This is a genomic window from Motilibacter rhizosphaerae (assembly GCF_004216915.1).
GTDB lineage: Bacteria > Actinomycetota > Actinomycetes > Motilibacterales > Motilibacteraceae > Motilibacter > Motilibacter rhizosphaerae.
The window spans coordinates 278671-294180 of sequence record NZ_SGXD01000002.1; the positions used below are offsets into that span (position 1 = coordinate 278671).

Annotated in this window: 13 protein-coding genes; 8 read left to right on the plus strand and 5 right to left on the minus strand. The window is 75.1% G+C overall.

Features of this window, described 5'->3' with window-relative positions; all coding sequences use genetic code 11:
* Nucleotides 1-2 precede the first annotated feature (2 nt).
* Nucleotides 3-1301 (plus strand): aspartate aminotransferase family protein, encoded by a 1299-nt coding sequence (locus EV189_RS06810; protein WP_130492197.1) that lies wholly within the window; start codon nt 3-5, stop codon nt 1299-1301.
* Here the strand turns inward: EV189_RS06810 and EV189_RS06815 are convergent.
* Nucleotides 1298-1822 carry a mycothiol transferase gene (locus tag EV189_RS06815; RefSeq protein ID WP_130492198.1) on the minus strand — a complete coding sequence of 175 codons (525 nt, stop codon included), beginning with the start codon at nt 1820-1822 and terminating at the stop codon, nt 1298-1300. The genes EV189_RS06810 and EV189_RS06815 overlap by 4 nt on opposite strands.
* Before the next feature lie 58 nt (nt 1823-1880).
* Between EV189_RS06815 and EV189_RS06820 the strand changes: the two genes are divergently transcribed.
* Nucleotides 1881-2477 (plus strand): sulfite oxidase-like oxidoreductase, encoded by a 597-nt coding sequence (locus EV189_RS06820; protein ID WP_130492199.1) that lies wholly within the window; start codon nt 1881-1883, stop codon nt 2475-2477.
* A complete protein-coding gene (locus EV189_RS06825; RefSeq protein ID WP_130492913.1) occupies nt 2447-3193 on the plus strand; it encodes a ferredoxin reductase in 747 nt (248 codons plus the stop codon). The genes EV189_RS06820 and EV189_RS06825 overlap by 31 nt, the downstream gene beginning before the upstream one ends.
* A gap of 4 nt (nt 3194-3197) precedes the next feature.
* On the opposite strand, the gene EV189_RS06830 is transcribed toward EV189_RS06825, so the two are convergent.
* A complete protein-coding gene (locus tag EV189_RS06830; RefSeq protein WP_130492200.1) occupies nt 3198-4832 on the minus strand; it encodes a histidine kinase N-terminal 7TM domain-containing diguanylate cyclase in 1635 nt (544 codons plus the stop codon).
* Nucleotides 4833-4996: 164 nt separating this feature from the next.
* On the opposite strand from EV189_RS06830, the gene EV189_RS06835 reads away from it, so the two are divergent.
* Nucleotides 4997-5281 (plus strand): GlsB/YeaQ/YmgE family stress response membrane protein, encoded by a 285-nt coding sequence (locus tag EV189_RS06835; protein WP_130492201.1) that lies wholly within the window; start codon nt 4997-4999, stop codon nt 5279-5281.
* Nucleotides 5282-5559: 278 nt separating this feature from the next.
* Here EV189_RS06835 and EV189_RS06840 read toward each other — a convergent pair whose 3' ends face one another.
* Nucleotides 5560-8547: a bifunctional [glutamine synthetase] adenylyltransferase/[glutamine synthetase]-adenylyl-L-tyrosine phosphorylase gene (locus EV189_RS06840; protein ID WP_231116145.1), complete on the minus strand. Its 2988-nt coding sequence runs from the start codon at nt 8545-8547 to the stop codon at nt 5560-5562.
* A 31-nt stretch (nt 8548-8578) separates the two neighbouring features.
* Nucleotides 8579-9916: a type I glutamate--ammonia ligase gene (gene glnA / locus EV189_RS06845; RefSeq protein ID WP_130492202.1), complete on the minus strand. Its 1338-nt coding sequence runs from the start codon at nt 9914-9916 to the stop codon at nt 8579-8581.
* Nucleotides 9917-10152: 236 nt separating this feature from the next.
* On the opposite strand from glnA, the gene EV189_RS06850 reads away from it, so the two are divergent.
* The 4 genes from EV189_RS06850 to EV189_RS06865 all read left to right on the plus strand — a co-directional run bounded on the left by EV189_RS06850 (nt 10153) and on the right by EV189_RS06865 (nt 14877).
* Nucleotides 10153-10656, plus strand: a complete 504-nt coding sequence (locus tag EV189_RS06850; RefSeq protein WP_130492203.1) for a hypothetical protein — start codon at nt 10153-10155, stop codon at nt 10654-10656.
* A gap of 52 nt (nt 10657-10708) precedes the next feature.
* A complete protein-coding gene (locus tag EV189_RS06855; RefSeq protein WP_130492204.1) occupies nt 10709-12547 on the plus strand; it encodes an NAD+ synthase in 1839 nt (612 codons plus the stop codon).
* A 4-nt stretch (nt 12548-12551) separates the two neighbouring features.
* Nucleotides 12552-13550 (plus strand): APC family permease, encoded by a 999-nt coding sequence (locus EV189_RS06860; protein WP_231116146.1) that lies wholly within the window; start codon nt 12552-12554, stop codon nt 13548-13550.
* An 85-nt stretch (nt 13551-13635) separates the two neighbouring features.
* A complete protein-coding gene (locus EV189_RS06865; RefSeq protein WP_130492205.1) occupies nt 13636-14877 on the plus strand; it encodes a YibE/F family protein in 1242 nt (413 codons plus the stop codon).
* Between the two features lie 9 nt (nt 14878-14886).
* On the opposite strand, the gene EV189_RS06870 is transcribed toward EV189_RS06865, so the two are convergent.
* Complete coding sequence (locus EV189_RS06870) at nt 14887-15297, minus strand: Fur family transcriptional regulator (RefSeq protein ID WP_196788533.1); 411 nt, start codon at nt 15295-15297, stop codon at nt 14887-14889.
* Nucleotides 15298-15510 lie beyond the last annotated feature (213 nt).

Below are 15510 nucleotides of genomic sequence, written 5' to 3' on the forward strand. Positions count from 1 at the left end.
CCATGACCGAGGTCGACCTGCTCGCACGACACCGCGCCGTCCTGCCCTCCTGGCTCTCGCTGTACTACCAGGAGCCGCTGGAGATCGTCAGCGGCAAGGGCAACCGCGTCGTCGGCGCGGACGGCCGCACCTACCTCGACTTCTTCGCCGGCATCCTCACGAACATGGTCGGCTACGACCTGCCCGAGGTCCGCGAGGCCGTCGAGGCGCAGCTGCGGACCGGCGTCGTCCACACCTCGACGCTCTACCTGCTGCGCTCGCAGGTCGAGCTCGCCGAGAAGATCGCGCGGATCTCCGGCATCCCCGACGCCCGGGTCTTCTTCACCAACTCCGGCACCGAAGCCAACGAGGCGGCGCTGCTGCTCGCCACCGCGTACCGGCGCAGCAACCAGGTCATCGCACTGCGGAACAGCTACCACGGCAGGGGTTTCGGCACCACGAGCGTCACCGGCAACCGCGGCTGGTCGCCGTCGAGCCTCTCGCCGTTCTCGGTGCTGTACGCGCAGGGCGGCTACCGCTTCCGCAGCTCGTTCCGCGGCTTCGACGACGCGGCCTTCGTGGCGGCCTGCGTGACGGACCTGCGCGAGCTGCTCGCGACCGCCAGCGCGGGCGACGTCGCCTGCCTCATCGCCGAGCCGGTCCAGGGCGTGGGTGGTTTCGCCGTGCCGCCGGACGGCCTGCTCAAGGCCTACGAGGAGGTCCTCGACGAGACGGGCACCTTGCTCATCTCCGACGAGGTGCAGACCGGCTGGGGCCGCACCGGCGAGCACTTCTGGGGCTACCAGGCCAGCGGGGTCACCCCCGACCTGCTGACCTTCGCCAAGGGCGTCGGCGGCGGCTTCGCCATGGGCGGGGTCGTCGGGCGTGCCGAGGTCATGGACTGCCTGCAGGCCAACTCGATCTCGACGTTCGGCGGCAACCCCGTCGCCACCGCGGCGGCGAACGCCGTCCTCGACTACGTGCTCTCCCACGACCTGCAGGCGAGCGCGGCGAAGCTCGGCACCCGCCTGCTCGACGGCCTGCGCGAGGCAGCGGCCCGGCTCCCGTTCGTCGGCGAGGTGCGCGGCAAGGGGCTCATGGTCGGCATCGAGCTGGTCGGCCCCGACGGGTACGCGCCGGCTCCCGCCGCCGCGGCCGCCGTGCTCGAGCAGACCCGCCGCTCCGGCCTGCTCGTCGGCAAGGGCGGCCTGCACGGCAACGTGCTGCGCGTCGCGCCGCCGCTGACGATCACCGCCGAGGAGGTCGAGGAGGGCCTCGCGATCCTCGTCGGCGCACTGGAGTCGGTGCAGCGCGACCTCTAGGACGTGGGCAGCAGCCCGCGCACGTACGCCGCCTGCCCCAGGTGCTGGAGGTCGTCGGAGAGCACGCTGACGAGGCGGACCGAGAGCGTCACCGGCGGGTCCCAGCGCTCGTCGACGACCCGCTCGAGGTCGGCGTCGGTCAGGCCGCGCACGACCTCCTCGCTGCGGGTGACCACGGCGTCGAGGTAGTCGCGCAGCAGGGCGGCGGAGGCGCGTACCTCACGGACCTGCTCGGGGGCGTGCCCGTAGCCCGTGTCCTCCTGGTCGAGCGGCAGGCCGAAGCGGTCGGCGAAGCCCTGCTCGACCCAGACCTGGCCCGGGGACGCGTCGTCCAGCACGGCGGCCGCGTCGGCGACGTGGTCGTCCTGCACGCGCGCGGCGTGCCAGACGAGCCAGGCGATGGTGTTGCCCCGTCCCTCGGGCTGGAAGCGCAGGGCGGCGTCGTCGAGCCCGTCGACGGCGGCGGCCCCGAGCTCGCGGATGCGGACGAGGGCGTCGGTGAGGAGGTCTGCTGCGGTCATGGGACAGGTCTTCCCGTCCGCTACCCGGCTGCACCACGGTGGCGGTAGCGTCGCGATCATGGCCATCGTCACTCCCGGCTTCCGCGGGCGCGGGCGCAGCGACGACCGGGTGCCGCCCGGGCAGTACCTCGTCGAGGACTTCCCCGTGCTGTCCGCCGGCCCGACGCCGCGCGTCCCGCTCGACCGCTGGCAGTTCAGCATCGTCACCGAGACCGGGCTGCAGAGCTCGTGGTCGTGGGACGAGCTGCAGGCCCTGCCGGCCTCCAGCCCCACGGTCGACATCCACTGCGTCACGCAGTGGTCGAAGCTCGCCACGACGTGGAAGGGCGTCTCGCTCGACGTGCTGCTCGAGGACGTCGACACCGCGGCGGACTACGTCCTCGTCCACTCCTACGGCGGCTACACGACCAACCTGCCGCTCGAGGACCTGCTCGACGGGAAGGCGTGGGTCGCCTACGAGTTCGACGGCGAGCCCCTCGCCCCCGACCACGGCGGGCCGGCCCGGCTGCTGGTGCCGCACCTGTACTTCTGGAAGTCGGCGAAGTGGGTGCAGCGGCTCGAGCTGCGCCTCGACGACACCCCCGGGTTCTGGGAGCAGCTGGGCTACCACGAGTACGGCGACCCCTGGCGCGAGCAGCGCTACGCGGGGGACTGAGCGTGGCGGTCGCCCGGCGCTGGCTGGAGGCGCGGGTCGTCGACGCGCGGGCGGAGACGCCGACGGCGCGCACCCTCGTGCTCGACGTGCCCGGTTGGCCCGGCCACCTGCCGGGCCAGCACCTGACCGTGCGGCTCACCTCCCCCGACGGCTACTCGGCACAGCGGTCCTACTCGATCGCCACCCCGGACTCGGGCGCGCGCGTCGAGCTCACCGTCCAGCTGGTGCCCGAGGGGGAGGTCTCGGAGTTCCTCGTGACCGGCGTGCAGGTCGGCGACGCGTTCGAGGTGCGCGGGCCGGTGGGGGGCTGGTTCGTCTGGCGTGCCGAGGATCCCGCACCGCTCCTGCTCGTCGCGGGCGGGTCGGGGATCGTGCCGCTGATGGCCGTCGTGCGCGAGCACCGGCGGCTGCTCGCGCCGCAGCCGCTGGAGCTCGTCGTCTCGGTCCGCTCGCCGGAGGACCTCTACTACGCCGGCGAGCTCGCCGGGCTGCCCGGCGTGACGGTCGTGCACACGCGGCGCGCGCCCGAGGGCAGCGGACGGCCGCCGGCGCGGCTCTCGGCGCCCGAGCTGGCCGCGGTCGTCGCCAGGCTGCCCGAGCAGCCGAGGGCGTACGTCTGCGGGCCCACCGGCTTCGTCGAGGCCGTTGCCGACGCGCTCGTCGCGCTCGGGCTCGACCCGGCCGAGGTGCGCACGGAGCGGTTCGGTCCCAGCTGACCCGTCAGGCCCGTACGCCGACGACCACGCGGTCGCGGCCCTGGTCCTTCGCGGCGTAGAGCGCGGCGTCGGCCGAGCGGAGCAGCGCCTCGCCGGCGTCGGTGGCGCACTCCCGCTCGAGCGCGGCGACGCCGATGCTCACCGTCGTCGCGACGCGCTCCCCGCTGCGCGAGGTCACCACGACCCGGGCGCAGCGCTCACGCAGCTCCTCGGCACGCCGCTGGGCCGTCCGCTCCGGACAGCCGTGCAGCACGACGACGAACTCCTCGCCCCCGAAGCGCGCGACCAGGTCGGGGGAACGCACGGCGTCCGCCAGCGCATCGGCGATGCCCTGCAGCACGGCGTCGCCGACGACGTGGCCGTGGACGTCGTTGATGCGCTTGAAGTGGTCGGCGTCGACCATGACGAGGCTGACGGGCCGCCCCGACGCGAGCGTCTCGGGCACGTCGCGCTCGAGCGCCGTGACGAGGCGCCGGCGGTTGTAGAGCCCGGTCAGCGGGTCGTGCTCGGCCTGCTCGGCCAGCTCGGCCTGCAGCCGCTCGACGAGGTCGAGGTGCTCGCGCAGCGCGGCGCTGGCGCGGACGGCCTCGTGGCGCTGGCGCTCCAGCTCGCGCTGCTGCTCGAGGTGCGCAGTGACGTCGCGTCCGACGAGCACCCACCCCATGGGCCGGCCGGCGTCGTCGGCGAGCGGCGAGGTGCGCAGGTCGAGGTCGAGCTCGGCCGCCGCGACCCTCAGCAGCTGCTGGGACGCGGCGTCGGGGTCGAGCTCGAGGGTCGGTGCGAGCGCGGCCAGGGGCGAGCCGACGAGCGGGAGCGCGATCCCTGGCGAGATGCGGCGGGCGAGCGCCTCCGCCGCCGGGTTCGCGTCGACGATGCGCCGCTGCGCGTCCACGACGAGCACGCCGTCGCTGATGGTCTCGAGCACCTGGCGGTGAGCCACCGGCAGGACGTCGGGGAGGGCCTCGGCGCGCAGCGCCCAGCCGCAGAGCAGCGCGGTGAGCACGAAGCCGACCGAGGTGAGGTCCGCCATGCCCGTGCGGTGGGTGACGAACAGCCCGATCGCGTTGCCGACGATGGGGAAGCCCGCACCCGCGACCGGCCAGAGGAAGCGGCGCCGGTGCGCCGCGCTCGCCCGCCGCGCCGCACGCACCAGCAGCGCGGTGGCACCGGCGAGCAGCACGTAGCTGTACGCCGTGTGCAACCAGAACAGCGGACCCGGCACGGGATCCACGAGCAGCGGGTCGGTGATGACGGCGTACGACCGGAAGAACGCGTGGTGCCACGGGTTGCTCGCGACCGCGACCAGCACGGCGGCCGGCTCGACGAGCAGCAGACCCTCACGCCGCCACGCCGGGACCCAGCTGCGGTCCGTCATCCCGCGCGCGAGGCAGACGAAGCCGACGACGATCGCGCCGACACCCGGGAAGATGCTGCAGGCCAGCACGGTCTGCGCCGACCGGCTCTCGAGCGTGCCGCCCACTGCGAGCACCGCCGACCACTCCGCGGCACCCGCGAGCACGACGGCGAGCGCCCCTGCGGCCGGTGTCTGCCTGCGGCGTCGCCACATCACGCGCACGGCCAGGGCCGAGGCGAGCGCGGCGAGCGCCTGCACCAGGGCGTACGGCTGTGCCTGGAGCACGTCGCCCCACCCCCCGTCGCCGCCGGCAGCCCTCCTCCGCCCATCGGCGGGTCCTGCACCGTCCTGAGCCGCTCACCCGTCCGGGCGCGAAGTCCATGTGTAGGAGGGCGTCCTGCCCGGGTAGTAGTGGATCAGCAACGTCCACCACAGCATCGGAGGATGCAATGATCGGCACGATCATCGTCATGCTCATCGTCGGCCTCATCGCCGGCTTCATCGCCCGCGCGCTGGTCCCCGGCCGCGACGCCATGGGCATCGGAGCGACGCTGGTCCTCGGCCTCGTCGGCTCGTTCATCGGCGGGTTCCTCGGCTACCTGCTGTTCAACCACGACGGCAACGACGGCGCCTTCCAGCCGTCGGGCATCATCGGCTCGGTCATCGGCGCGATCATCGCGCTGCTGGTTTGGCGCGCGGTCAACGGCCGCGGCACCGGCCGCGCGCGGCTCTGACCGCACGAGCGGCCTGAGGCCGACCGGTCGCAGCTGACCCAGCACGTCGCAGGAGCCCGTTCCCTCGGGGGGCGGGCTCCTCGCACGTCTCGCCCCAACCCCGTGATCATGCACGTCCTGGGCCACCCGCTCCCCCGTGATCATGCACATCCTGGGGCCGCCCACTCCACCACGATCATGCACGTCCTGGGGCCCAGGATCTGCATGATCACGGGGAGATGGGGGGGTCACGAGGAGCTGAGGGGCGCCGCGGGGAGCTGGGATGGCGCGAACCCGGCTCAGCCGTAGAAGACGCGCTCCATCGCCGCCCGCGCCCGCCGCGCCGCCCGGCGCTGCTCCTCCTGCAGCGCCGCGGGCGTCGCGCCCTGACCCAGCACCAGGCGGGCGACGCCGAGCAGCTCGCGGAGGTCCTTCGGCACCTCGTCCCCGGCCCGCCCGCGCACGAGCACGACCGCGTCGCGGATCCGGCTGGCGAGCACCCACGCCGTCCGCAGGGCGTCGGCGTCCTCGGCCCCGACCAGCCCCGCCTGCTCCGCCGCCGCGAGCGGCGCGAGCGTCTGCGGGCTGCGCAGCCCCTCGAGCTGCCCCGCGTGCTGCAGCTGGAGCAGCTGCACGCACCACTCGACGTCGGACAGCCCGCCCGGGCCCAGCTTGAGGTGGCGGGCGCGGTCGACGCCGCGGGGCAGGCGCTCGGCCTCCACCCGCGCCTTGATGCGCCGCACCTCCCGGACGTCGGCGTCCTCGAGACCCTCCGCCGGCCAGCGCAGCGGCGCGACCAGCTCGAGGAACCGCTCGCCGAGCTGCGCGTCACCGGCGACCGGGCGCGCGCGCAGCAGCGCCTGGCGCTCCCAGACCAGCGCCCACCGGGCGTAGTACGCGGCGTACGACGCCAGCGAGCGGACCAGCGGGCCCTGCCGCCCCTCGGGCCGCAGGTCCGCGTCGACGAGCAGCGGCGGGTCGGGCGCGGGCAGCGCGAGCAGCCGGCGGAGCTCGTTGGCGACCGCGAACGCCGCGTCGGTCGCGTCGCGCTCGTCGGCGCCCGGCAGCGGCTCGTGCACGAACAGCACGTCGGCGTCGCTGCCGTAGCTCATCTCCTCGCCGCCGAGCCGGCCCATGCCGATGACGGCGACCCGCGTCGGCAGCGGCGAACGCCGCTCCCCCGCGACGAACGCCTGCGCCGCGGCCAGCGCACCGGCGAGCGTCACCTCGGCGACGACCGTGAGCGCACGTGCGACCGCCTCGGCGTCGAGCAGGCCGAGCACGTGCGCGGCGGAGATCCGGAACAGTTCACGGCGGCGCAGCCCGCGGACCCCGGCCGCGGCGGCGGTCGGGTCGTCGTGCCGGCGCACCAGGGCCAGCGCCTCCTCGACCAGGGCGGCGCGCGGGCGCGGGACCAGCTCGCCGTCGACGCCGAGCATCGCCACGGCCTCGGGCGCGCGCAGCAGCAGGTCGGCGGCGTACGGGCTGCTGCCCAGCACCCGCGCCATCCGCTCGGCGGCGGCGCCCTCGTCGCGCAGGTCGCGCAGGTACCAGTGGGTCTCGCCGAGCGCCTCGCTGACGCGGCGGAAGGCGAGCAGGCCGCCGTCCGGGTCGGCCGCGTCGGCGAACCAGCCCAGCAGTACCGGCAGCAGCGTGCGCTGGATCGCCGCCCGCCGGGAGACGCCCGTCGTCAGCGCCTCCAGGTGGCGCAGGGCGCCCGCCGGGTCGGTGTAGCCGAGGGCCTCGAGCCGGGCGCGGGCCGCGGAGGCGGTGAGCCGGGCCTCCCCCGGCTCGAGCTTGGCGACGGCGTGCAGCAGCGGGCGGTAGAACAGCTTCTCGTGGATCCGCCGGACCTCGTGCCGGCGCCGCTTCCACTCCCTGACCAGGGCGTCGGCGGGGTCGCCGGCCAGCCCGAAGCTGCGCCCGATGCGCCGCAGGTCCTCCGGGTCCTGCGGCACGAGGTGCGTGCGGCGCATCCGGTGCATCTGGATGCGGTGCTCGAGCGTGCGCAGGAAGCGGTACGCCTCGTCGAGCGCGGCGGCGTCGTCGCGCCCGACGTAGCCCTCCGCGCCGAGCGCCGCGAGCGCGGCGAGCGTCGAGCGCGACCGCAGACCGGGGTCGCCGCGCCCGTGCACGAGCTGGAGCAGCTGCACGGCGAACTCCACGTCGCGCAGCCCGCCCCGGCCCAGCTTGAGCTGGCGCTCCTGCTCCGCGCGCGGGATGTGCTCCTCGACCCGCCGCCGCATCGCCTGGACGTCGGCCACGAAGCCGTCACGCGCCGCCGCCTCCCAGACCCGGGGCCAGAGCGCCGCGCAGTACGCCGTCCCGACCTCCGCGTCGCCGGCGACCGGCCGGGCCTTGAGCAGCGCCTGGAACTCCCAGGTCTTCGCCCAGCGGTCGTAGTAGGCGACGTGGCTCGCGAGCGTGCGGACCAGCGGGCCCTGCTTGCCCTCGGGCCGCAGCGCCGCGTCGACCTCCCACAGCGCCCCCTCGGGCGAGGGCGCCATGCAGATGCGCATGAGCCCCTGGGCGAGGCGGGTGCCGACCTTCAGCGCCTCAGCCTCCTCGACCCCGGCCGCGGGCTCGACGACGTAGATGACGTCGACGTCGCTGACGTAGTTGAGCTCCCGGCCGCCGCACTTGCCCATGCCGATGACGGCGAGGCGCGCGGCGCGCCCCTGGTCCGGCTCACCGGCGCGGGCCGCCGCCAGCGCGGCGTCGAGCGCGGCACCGGCGAGGTCCGCCAGCGCCGCGGAGGTCGCGACGAGGTCCGCCTCGCCGGCGAGGTCGCGCGCCGCGATCCCCAGCAGCAGGCGGTGGTACGCCGCCCGCAGCAGGTCCGTCGCGCGGTCGGCGTTCCCCACGGGGACGTCGTCGCCGGCGTCGGCGCCGACCGCGCGGAGCAGCTCGGCGCGCGGCTCGGCGGGAGGCGCGGGGTCGGCCAGCTCGCGCCAGACGCTCGGCTGGCGGGCGAGGGTCTCCCCGAGCGCGACGCTCGCCCCGAGCACGAGCAGCAGCCGCGCGCGCAGGAGCGGGTCCGTACGCAGCGCACCGAGGAGCTCGACGCCGCCGTCAGGCTGGCGCTCGACGAGGGTCGCGAGGCCGCGCAGGGCGAGGTCGGGGTCGGCAGCGGCACCGAGCCCGGCGAGCAGGTCCTCGTCGGCGAAGGGGTCGGCCCCGGGGAACGGCTCGAGCAGCCCGACCGCGCGCTCGGGGTCGCCGAAGCCGAGGCGGGCCAGGCGCCCGCGACGCGGGTCGGCGCTGCTGGAGCGCAGGGCGGGCGGCACGCTCCCGGAGCCTAGCCCCGCTCCGGCCGGGTCAGAGGACCGGCAGCATCCGGTCGAGCTCGAAGGCCGTGACCTGGCGGCGGTAGTCGCTCCACTCCTGGCGCTTGTTGCGCAGGAAGAAGTCGAACACGTGCTCGCCGAGGGTCTCGGCGACGAGCTCGCTGCCCTCCATCGCGCGGATCGCCTCGTCGAGCGAGGTCGGCAGCGGGACGATCCCCAGCGCGCGCCGCTCGGAGTCGGTCAGCGACCACACGTCGTCCTCGGCGCCCTCGGGCAGCGGGTACTCCTCCTCGATGCCCTTGAGGCCCGCCGCGAGCAGCAGCGCGAAGGCGAGGTACGGGTTGGTGGCCGTGTCGGGCGAGCGGATCTCGACGCGGGTCGAGCCGCCCTTCTGCGGCTTGTACATCGGGACGCGCACGAGCGCGGAGCGGTTGTTGTGGCCCCAGCAGATGTAGTTCGGGGCCTCGCCGCCGCCGGAGAGCCGCTTGTAGGAGTTCACCCACTGGTTGGTGACAGCGGTGATCTCGGCCGCGTGGCGCAGCACCCCCGCGATGAACGACCGGCCGACCTTCGACAGCTGGTACGGGCCACCCGCCTCGTAGAACGCGTTGCGGTCGCCCTCGAACAGCGACAGGTGGGTGTGCATGCCGGAGCCCGGGAAGTCGGTGAAGGGCTTGGGCATGAAGGAGGCGTTGACGCCCTGCTCCAGCGCGACCTGCTTCATGACGAGGCGGAACGTCATGATGTTGTCAGCCGTGGTGAGCGCGTCGGCGTAGCGCAGGTCGATCTCCTGCTGGCCGGGGGCGCCCTCGTGGTGGCTGAACTCCACCGAGATGCCCATCGCCTCGAGCATCGTGATGGCCTGGCGGCGGAAGTCGTGGCCCACGCCGTGCGGGGTGTTGTCGAAGTAGCCCGCGGAGTCGACCGGCACCGGCTGGCCGTCGGGGGCGAGGCCGCGCTCGAAGAGGAAGAACTCGATCTCGGGGTGGGTGTAGAAGCTGAACCCGAGCTCGGCGCCCCGCGACAGCGCACGCTTGAGGACGTAGCGCGGGTCGGCGAACGACGGTGTGCCGTCGGGCATGAGGATGTCGCAGAACATGCGGGCGGTGCCGGGGCCCTCGGAGCGCCACGGCAGCAGCTGGAAGGTCGCCGGGTCCGGCTTGGCGAGCATGTCGGACTCGCTGACGCGGGCGAAGCCCTCGATGGCCGAGCCGTCGAAGCCGATCCCCTCGGCGAAGGCGGCCTCGAGCTCGGCCGGGGCGACGGCCACCGACTTGAGGAAGCCCAGCACGTCGGTGAACCACAGCCGCACGAAGCGGATGTCGCGCTCCTCGATGGTCCGGAGCACGAACTCTTCCTGCCTGCCCATGGGCGCGGATCCTGCCGGACGGAGGTTACGCGGGTGTTACGCCACGCGGCGCCTGTGTGACGTGCGCGTTCCGCCCGCCGCGGTACCCGACGTCGTGGCCCTGGTGCGGGACCAGGGCGCGCACCAGGGCCACGACGTCGGGTGCCGGGTGAACGGCGGGGGCGGACGGCGCGTACCCCCTGCGTCGACGCACCACGTCCGGACACCCCGACCACCGTCGTCCCGAGGAGTCCCCCATGGACCTGCCCACCCGTCCCGTCCTGCTGCGCCGCGCCGGCGCTGCCGGCGCCGTCCTCATCGCCGCGGCCGCGCTCGGACCCGTCCGCGCCGCCGTCGCCGGCGAGGCGCAGACCACCCTGCGCGGCACCGTCGTCGGCTCGCTGCCCAGCGACCCGCTGCTCCACGGCATCCACCCCGGCGGCGCGCCGTGGGCGGGGACGGGGCGCGCCACGCTCGACCGCTCCGGCGCGCTCGAGGTGCGCGTCCGCGGGCTGCTGCTCACCGCGGGCGCCGCCGCCGGCACCATCGGCTCGGTCACGACCGTCTCCGCGTCCGTGCTCTGCGGCGCCGACAGCACCGCGCCGGTCGCGACGACGGCTGCCGTCCCGCTCTCGGCCCGCGGCGACGCCAGGCTCACGGCGCACGTCGACCTGCCGGCGCGCTGCCTCGCGCCGACCGTCGTGGTCCACCCGCTGGCGAACACCACGGCGTACATCGCGGCGGTCGCGGTCGGCGGCTGACCAGGCCCCCGAGACACGGAACCCGCGACGAGGGCGGGGCTAGGCTCGGGCCGTGCCCCAGCTGCGCCTCGCCCTCGCCCAGGTCAACACCGTCGTCGGCGACATCGACGGCAACGCCGAGCTGTGCCTGCAGGCGGCGCGCGACGCCTCCGGGGCGGGTGCGCACCTGCTGGTCCTGCCCGAGCTGGCGCTCACCGGCTACCCCATCGAGGACCTGGCGCTGCGCAAGTCCTTCCAGACCGCTTCGCGCGCCGCGCTCGCGGCCCTGCCCCGCCAGCTGGCCGACGCCGGGCTCGGCGACCTCGCCGTCGTCGTGGGCTACCTCGACGCCTCCCCCGACGCCCCGCCGCAGACGGGCAGGCCCGCCGGGCTGCCGCGCAACAGCGCCGCGCTCCTGCTCGGTGGCGAGGTCCTCGCCCGCTACGACAAGCACCACCTGCCGAACTACGGCGTCTTCGACGAGGCCCGCTACTTCGTGCCGGGGCTCGACCTCCAGGTCGTCCGGCTGCACGGCGTCGACGTCGCCATCGCCGTCTGCGAGGACCTGTGGCAGGACGGCGGTCCGGTCGCGGCGACCCGCGAGGCCGGGGCGGGCCTGCTCGTCGTGCCCAACGCCTCGCCCTACGAGCGCAACAAGGACGACGGCCGCCTCGAGCTCGTCCGCCGCCGGGCCGCGGAGGCCGGGTGCGTGCTCGCCTACGTCAACACCGTCGGCGGCCAGGACGAGCTCGTCTTCGACGGCGACTCGCTCGTCGTCGCCCCGGACGGCGAGGTGCTCGCCCGCGCGCCGCAGTTCGACGACGCGCTGCTGGTCGTCGACCTCGACCTGCCCGCGGCCACCGCCGAGCCGCGCGACGAGGACAGCTCGCTGACCGCCGCGAACGGCGGGCGCGTCCGCATCCGCCGCACCGTGGCGAGCAGCGAGCCGCTGCCGGCGTACGACCCGCAGCCCGCGAGCGTCGCCGAGCGCGTCCCCGACGAGCAGGAGGTCTGGTCGGCGCTCGTCGTCGGCCTGCGCGACTACGTGCGGAAGAACCGCTTCCGCTCCGTCATCCTCGGCCTGTCCGGGGGCATCGACTCCGCCGTGGTCGCGGCGCTCGCGGTCGACGCGCTCGGCGCGGACAACGTGCACGGGGTGAGCCTGCCGAGCGTCTACTCCAGCGAGCACTCGAAGGACGACGCGGCCGACCTCGCCGAGCGGACAGGCCTGCACTACTCGACGGTGGCGATCGCGCCGATGGTGGCGGCGTACCTCGGGGAGGTGGAGTTGACCGGCCTGGCGGAGGAGAACCTCCAGGCACGCGTGCGCGGCACGACGCTCATGGGCCTGTCCAACCAGCACGGGCACCTCGTGCTGGCGACGGGCAACAAGAGCGAGCTCGCCGTCGGCTACTCCACGCTCTACGGCGACGCCGTCGGCGGGTACGCGCCGATCAAGGACGTCCCGAAGACCTGGGTGTGGGCGATCGCCCGCTGGCGCAACGCCGACGCGGAGGCCCGCGGGGAGACCCCGCCCATCCCGCCGAACTCGATCGACAAGGAGCCGTCGGCGGAGCTCCGGCCGGACCAGCGCGACACCGACTCGCTGCCGCCCTACGACCTGCTCGACGACCTGCTGGACGACTACGTCGAGCAGGACCGGGGCAGCGCCGAGCTCGTGGCGCTGGGCTTCGACCCGGCGCTCGTCGAGCGGGTCATCCGCATGGTCGACGCCGCGGAGTACAAGCGCCGGCAGTACCCGCCGGGCCCCAAGATCTCCGCCCGCAACTTCGGCCGCGACCGCCGGCTGCCCATCACCTCGCGCTGGCGCGAGCCGGCACCGGGCGCCTCGCACGACACTCCGGTGCCGGCGAAGACCTCCCCCGCCGGTGAGCGCGGCGGCACCGCCTGACCCCGTGAGCGCGACGCCTCCCGCTGGGCTCGCCCGCCGGCTGGGGGTCGGCGACGCCGTCCTCGTCGGCCTCGGCGCGATGGTCGGCGCCGGCGTCTTCTCCGCGTACGCGCCGGCTGCCCGCGCTGCCGGCTCGGCGCTGCTCGTGGCGCTCGCGCTGGCGGCGGTCGTCGCGTGGTGCAACGCGACCTCGACCGCCGCCCTGGCGGCCGAGCACCCGCAGGCGGGCGGCGTCGCCGCCGCCGTCGTGATGACGGCCGTCAACTACCTCGACATCCGGCGGACGGCCGTGCTCAACCGCGTCCTCGTCGCGGTGACCCTGCTCTGCCTCGGGCTCGTGGTCGTCGGCGCGCTGGCCGCCCCCGGTCCGCGGCACGCGCTCCCGGTCGCGCACGACCTGCGGGCCGCCGGTCTCCACGGGGTGCTGCAGGCCGCCGGGCTGCTGTTCTTCGCCTTCGCGGGCTACGCCCGCGTCGCCACGCTCGGCGAGGAGGTGCGCGACCCGCGGCGCGCGATCCCGCGGGCGGTGCCGGTCGCGCTCGGCCTCGTCATCGCGGTGTACGCCGTGGTCGGCGTCAGCGTGCTGCTCGTCCTGGGCCCGGCCGCGACGGGGGCGTCGCCCGTCCCCTTGCGCGACGCGGTCGCGGCGGGGGACCTCCCCGGTCTCGCGGGCCTGGTCCGCGTCGGTGCCGTCACCGCGAGCGCCGGTGTGCTGCTGACGGCGATGGCGGGCGTGGGGCGTACGGCGCTGGCGATGGCCCGCGACGCCGAGCTGCCGACGGCACTGGCCGCCGTCCACCCGCGCTTCCAGCTGCCGCACCGCGCCGAGCTCGTCCTCGGCGCGGTGGTCGTGGTGGCGGTGAGCCTCGCGGACGTCCGCAGCGCCATCGGCTTCTCGAGCCTCGCGGTGCTCGGCTACGACGCGGTCGCCAACGCCGCCGCAGGGATCGTCGTACTGGCAGCCGGTCTGGCCGGCCGGGCCGTCGCCCGACGGCGCGGCTGACCCGTACGCTGCAGCGCGGAGACGCCGGCACTGCCCCGGTCGTCGGCCCGCTGGCGGGGGCCGGTGCTGGGGGTGGAGGTGTCCTGTGGGTGGTGCGCACGCGCACTCGGGGGGTCGTCGGCGGGCGGCGCCCCCGCCCGCCCGCGCCGTCCTCCTGCTCGTCGCGGTGCTCGTCCCGCTGGCGGGCCTCACCGTGGCGGGGCTCGTCCACCTGTGGCCGCGGGCGGACCCCGCGACGTACCTCCCTGCGGCAGGCAAGTACGCCGCTGACGGGGTCACGACGGTCAGCGGCACGGTCACCGACGTCGAGCCGTACGTCTGCACCGTCGGGGTGGAGGGGGACGACGCCGCCACCCGCACGGTCGTGTGCGCCCACCTCGTCGTGCGGCTGACCTCCGGTCCCGAGAAGGGGAGGACGGCCCCGGTCGACGCGACCAACCAGACGGTCGACGCGGGGGTGTCCGCGGGGACCCGGATCCAGCTGCTCCGCCTGCCGGCGGACCAGGTCACGACGCACGCGACCTACACGTTCGGCGACTTCACCCGCGGGACTCCCCTCGTCGTGCTCGCCGCGGTCTTCGCCGTCCTCGTCGTGGCGGTGGCGCGGCTGCGCGGGCTGCTCGCCCTGGCCGGGCTCGTGCTCGCGTTCGGGCTGGTCGTCGAGTTCGTGCTGCCGGCCGTCCTCATCGGGCGCGACCCGCTGCTCGTCGGCGTGGTGGCCTCCGCCGCCATCGTGTTCGTGGTGCTCTACCTCGCCCACGGGATCAGCGTGCGCACGAGCACGGCGCTGGTCGGCACGCTGTTCGGGCTGGGCGCCGCCGCCGGGCTCGCCCGGGTCGCCGTGCATGCGGCGCACCTGACCGGCGTCAGCTCCGACGACGACCTCACCGTGGGCGCGCTTGCCGGGAACGTCCACCTCCCAGGCCTGCTGCTCTGCGGCATCGTCATCGGGACGCTGGGCGTGCTCAACGACGTCACGGTGACGCAGGCCTCGGCCGTCTGGGAGCTGCACGAGATCGCGCCGGGGACGTCGGCGGCGCGGCTGTTCGCCGGCGGGATGCGCATCGGGCGCGACCACATCGCCTCGACGGTCTACACGATCGCCTTCGCGTACGCCGGGGCGAGCCTCCCGGTCCTCCTCCTCATCGAGCTCTACCAGCGCCCGCTGGCGCAGACGCTCACCAGCAGCGCGCTCGCGCAGGAGATCGTGAGCACGCTCGTGGGCGCGGTCAGCCTCGTGCTCGCGGTCCCGCTGACGACAGCGGTCGGCGTCCTGCTGGTGAAGGCGAGCGGGCGGCGCCCGGCTGCGGGCACCGCGGGCGACTGACGCCACCGCTCAGCGGGAGGAGCACTCCGCGCAGGTCCCGAAGATCTCCAGCGTGTGCGCCACGTCGGTGAAGCCGTGCTCGGCCGCGACCCGGTCGGCCCACCGCTCGACCGCCGGCCCGGCGACCTCGACGGTGCGCTGGCACTCCCGGCACACCAGGTGGTGGTGGTGCTTCGGGCTGCACTGCCGGTAGAGCGCCTCGCCGTCCGGGCGCAGCAGGACGTCGACCTCTCCGCTCGCGGCGAGGGCCTGGAGCGCGCGGTAGACCGTGGCCAGCCCGACGGGCTCGCCGCTCGCACGGAGCTCGGCGTGGAGGTCCTGCGCGCTGCGGAACTCCGGGGTGCCGGCGAGCGCGGCCTCCACCGCCGCGCGCTGACGGGTCGAGCGCGGTCGTGTAGGGGGAAGGTCTCGGCTCACCATGGCCGGTCCAGTATGCCTCCGCGCTCGCCTCTATGTGCATAATGAGAATCACTCTCATTCTCAACGTGCCGCGAGGAGTGGACGGACCCACCATGACGACCAGGAGCCCCTCATGGGCAGCAGTTCCGGTGGTGCTGGCGGCGCTGCTCGCTTGCGCCTCGTGCGCGAGCAGCGGCGCAGCGAGCGGTGCCACCCCCGCCGCTGACGGTGGGC

Excerpts from the sequence above, each read along its gene's own strand:
- EV189_RS06810 (WP_130492197.1), top strand. The coding sequence starts at position 3 with ATGACCGAGGTCGACCTGCTCGCACGACACCGCGCCGTCCTGCCCTCC.
- EV189_RS06815 (WP_130492198.1), bottom strand. The coding sequence starts at position 1,822 with ATGACCGCAGCAGACCTCCTCACCGACGCCCTCGTCCGCATCCGCGAG.
- EV189_RS06820 (WP_130492199.1), top strand. The coding sequence starts at position 1,881 with ATGGCCATCGTCACTCCCGGCTTCCGCGGGCGCGGGCGCAGCGACGAC.
- EV189_RS06835 (WP_130492201.1), top strand. The coding sequence starts at position 4,997 with ATGATCGGCACGATCATCGTCATGCTCATCGTCGGCCTCATCGCCGGC.
- glnA (WP_130492202.1), bottom strand. The coding sequence starts at position 9,916 with ATGGGCAGGCAGGAAGAGTTCGTGCTCCGGACCATCGAGGAGCGCGAC.
- EV189_RS06850 (WP_130492203.1), top strand. The coding sequence starts at position 10,153 with ATGGACCTGCCCACCCGTCCCGTCCTGCTGCGCCGCGCCGGCGCTGCC.
- EV189_RS06870 (WP_196788533.1), bottom strand. The coding sequence starts at position 15,297 with ATGGTGAGCCGAGACCTTCCCCCTACACGACCGCGCTCGACCCGTCAG.